Annotated in this window: 2 protein-coding genes; both read left to right on the top strand. The window is 77.1% G+C overall.

Going from position 1 to position 3,435, the window contains the following annotated elements:
- A partial coding sequence (locus ABEB16_RS18795; protein ID WP_345713738.1) for an AMP-binding protein occupies window positions 1-2,469 on the top strand: 2,469 nt, incomplete at its 5' end.
- Window positions 2,470-2,473: 4 nt separating this feature from the next.
- Entirely contained in the window at window positions 2,474-3,385 is a 912-nt protein-coding gene (locus tag ABEB16_RS18790; protein WP_345713737.1) for a segregation and condensation protein A, read from the top strand.
- The last annotated feature ends 50 nt before the right edge of the window (window positions 3,386-3,435 follow it).

Below are 3,435 nucleotides of genomic sequence, written 5' to 3'. Positions count from 1 at the left end.
GAACCCGGCAGCGGCAGCGGCGGCGCGCCCGTCGCCGTGCTGCAGGGGCACGACGCCGGCGCGGTCGCCGCGATCCTCGGGGTGGTGGCCTCCGGCGCGCTCGTGGTGGTCCTCGACCCCACCACCCCCGCCGCCCGGCTGCGGCACTACGTGGAGGCCGCCGGCGCCCGCCTGTGCATCAGCGACGCCGCGCGCGCCGCCACCGCCGCCGAGGTCTGCGAGCTCGTCCTCGACCCCGACGCGGACGGCGCCTGGCGCGGCGCCGACCTGGAGGACGCGGCGCGGGAGCTGACCGCCGCGCAGCGCGCCGCCACCGACCCCGCGCTCATCGTCTACACCTCCGGATCCACGGGGAAGCCCAAGGGCGTCAGCTGCGACCACCGCTCGGTGCTGCACGACGCGTGGACCAACGCCGTCGCCACCGGCTGCTACGGCGCCGGCGACACCGTGGCCCACGTCCTGCCGATGGGCTTCTCCGCCGGCATCGGCGTCACCCTCACCTGCCTGCTCGTCGGTGCGCGCCAGGAGTTGTTCGACCCGCGCTCCCGCTCCGTGGCGCAGCTGCCCGGCTGGCTGCGGCAGGTGGGCGCCGACGCGCTCCTCGCCAGCCCCGCCATCCTCCGCGGTGCGCTGGCCGCGCTGCCGCCGGGCGAGCGCCTCGCCGACCTGTCCGTCGTGACGGTGGCCGGGGAGACCGTGCACGGCGCGGAGCTGGCCGCCCTCCGGGCCGCCGTCGGTCCCGCCTGCGAGGTGCGCAACCGCTACGGCTCCACCGAGACGTGGCTGATGAGCGAGTTCGTCATCGCCCCCGCCGACCCCGCCCCCGCGGGGGCTACCCCCGTCGGCCGGGCGGTGCCCGGGGTGCGGCTGCGGGTCGAGACCCCCGACGGCGAGCTGCGCTCGGAGGGCACCGGGCGGATCGTGCTCACCTCCCGCTGGCTCGGCGGGCGCTACTGGGGCGAGGATGAGCTCACCGCGGCCAGCTTCACCGACGAACCCGACGGCACCCGCTCCTTCCGCACCAGCGACGTCGGCGCGCTGGACGCCGACGGCTGCCTGCGCCTGCTCGGGCGCAGCGACCACAGCGTCAAGGTCCGCGGCCTGCTCGTGGCACCCGGCGAGGTCGACGCCGTCCTCTTCGCCCGACCCGACGTCCGCGAGGCCGTCGTCGTGGGCCTGCCGTCCCCGAGCACCGGGCGCACGCGCCTGGTGGCGTACGTCGTACCGGTCGGCGAGCGGCCGGCCGCCGCGGCGGTGCGCGCCGCGGTCCGCGCGGTGCTGCCGGCGCACATGGTCCCCGAGCAGGTCGTCTTCCTCGAGGCCCTGCCCCGCACCGAGCGGGGCAAGCTCGACCGCGCCGCGCTGCCCCAGCCGCCCGACGTGGTCGTGGGCGCCGACGCGCCCCGCACCGACTTCGAGCGCGTCGTCGCGGGCCTGTTCGCCCGCGTCCTGGAGCTCGACGAGGTCGGCGTCCACGACGACTTCTTCGCCCTGGGTGGCGACTCGCTGGCCGCCGAGGCCCTCATGGCGGCCGTCAGCTCCGAGGTGGGTGTCGACGGCGCCCGGCTGAGCACCGCGATGCTCGTCACGGCACCCACGGTCGCCGACTTCGCCCGGGTGCTGCGGGGGCACCGCCGCAGCGCCAGCGGCACCCACGTCGTGCTGCGCGAGGGCGGCACGCGCACCCCGCTGTTCTGCGTGGCCGGCGCCGGCGCGGTCGCCGTCGGCCTGCGGCCGCTGGCCCAGCACCTCGACCCCGACCAGCCCGTCCACGCCCTGCAGGCGCACCGCATCGAGAGCGGCGGCCTGCCCGACTGGTCGATCCGGGCCACGGCGCGCCGGCACCTGACCACCATCCGCGGGATCCAGCCCCACGGCCCGTACCGCCTGGCGGGGCACTCCCTCGGCGGCCTCGTCGCCCTGGAGATCGCCCACCGGCTGCGCGCCGCGGGCGAGGAGGTCGAGCTGCTGGCCGTCCTGGACTCCTTCCCGCCGGACCCGGCGCTCGCCCCGCCGGTGCTGGAGGGCTCCCTGCCCAACCGGGTCAAGGAGGTCCTCACCCTGCTCGGCACCGGGTTCGTGCCCAGCAGGGTGGGTGGTCACTACCTGCGCTTCCACCGGCAGGGCATGGCGATGCACCGGATGTACCGCGCACCCGCGTACACCGGCCGCACGCTCGTCGTGGTGGCCGCCGACGACCGCGACGCCGTCGCGCGTTCGCGGTGGGCGCCGCACCTGGCCGGGCCGTGGCGGGTGGAGCACGTCCGCGGCGACCACACCTCGATCCTGCGCGAGCCCCACGTGCGGGGGCTGGCGGCCGTGCTGCAGGGCGCGCTGGACGAGCTGCCCACCGCCGCCGCCACCGGCTCGGCGTGCGCCCGCGGGCCCGTCGTCACCCGCCAGCGCGCGAGCGCCGCGGCGGTGGGCGGCGGTGCCGCACGGGAGGGCGCACATCCCTCGGTACCGTGAAGGCGTGCTGAGCCCTCCGACCGCCGCCCCGGCGAACCCGCAGGAGGCGCCGGCCGGGTTCCAGGTGCACCTGGAGAACTTCTCAGGGCCCTTCGACCTGCTGCTCGGCCTCATCGGCAAGCACCAGCTCGACATCACGGAGGTCGCCCTCGCGCGGGTGACCGACGAGTTCATCGCCCACATCCGCGCCGCCTCCAGGAGCGGTCAGGAGTGGGACCTCGACGAGGCCAGCGAGTTCCTGCTCGTCGCCGCCACCCTGCTGGACCTGAAGGCGGCCCGGCTGCTGCCGGCGGCGGAGGTGGAGGACGCCGAGGACCTCGCGCTGCTGGAGGCCCGCGACCTGCTCTTCGCGCGGCTGCTGCAGTACCGCGCCTACAAGGAGGTCGCCGCCGCCTTCGCGCAGCGGCTGGCCGAGGGCGCCCGGCGGGTGCCGCGCGCGGTGGCGCTGGAACCGCACTTCGAGCGGCTGCTGCCGGAGCTCGTCCTCACGGTGACCCCCGAGCAGCTGGCGGCGATCGCGGGGCGGGCGCTGTCGCCCCGGCCGGTGCCCGTGGTGGGGCTGGAGCACCTGCACGTCAGCGCGGTCAGCGTGCGGGAGCAGGCGGTGGTGGTCGTGGCGCGGCTGCGCGCGGCGGGTGCGGCCGCGTTCGCGGACCTGGTCGCGGACGCCGGTGGTGGCCCCGATGCCACGCTCGTCGTGGTGGCGCGGTTCCTGGCGCTGCTGGAGCTCTTCCGCGAGCGCCAGGTGGTCTTCGAGCAGGAGGAGGCGCTCGGGCCGCTGCTGGTGCGGTGGCAGCCGGAGCAGGGCGCCGCGGAGGGTGCCGACGTGCTCGCCGGGGTGGACGAGTTCGACGGCACCGGCGGGTCGGAGGGCAGCGCGGCAGCGGTGCCCGGTGGGGGACGGGACGAGGCGTGAGCACGACGGATCAGCAGGACCCGGCGCTGGAGCAGGACCCGGCGCTGGAG

This window comes from Kineococcus glutinatus (genome assembly GCF_039542765.1).
In the GTDB taxonomy this organism is placed as follows: Bacteria; Actinomycetota; Actinomycetes; order Actinomycetales; family Kineococcaceae; genus Kineococcus_A; species Kineococcus_A glutinatus.
Note: the sequence above shows the minus strand (reverse complement) of the source record. Positions and strands in the feature narration are given on the sequence as shown.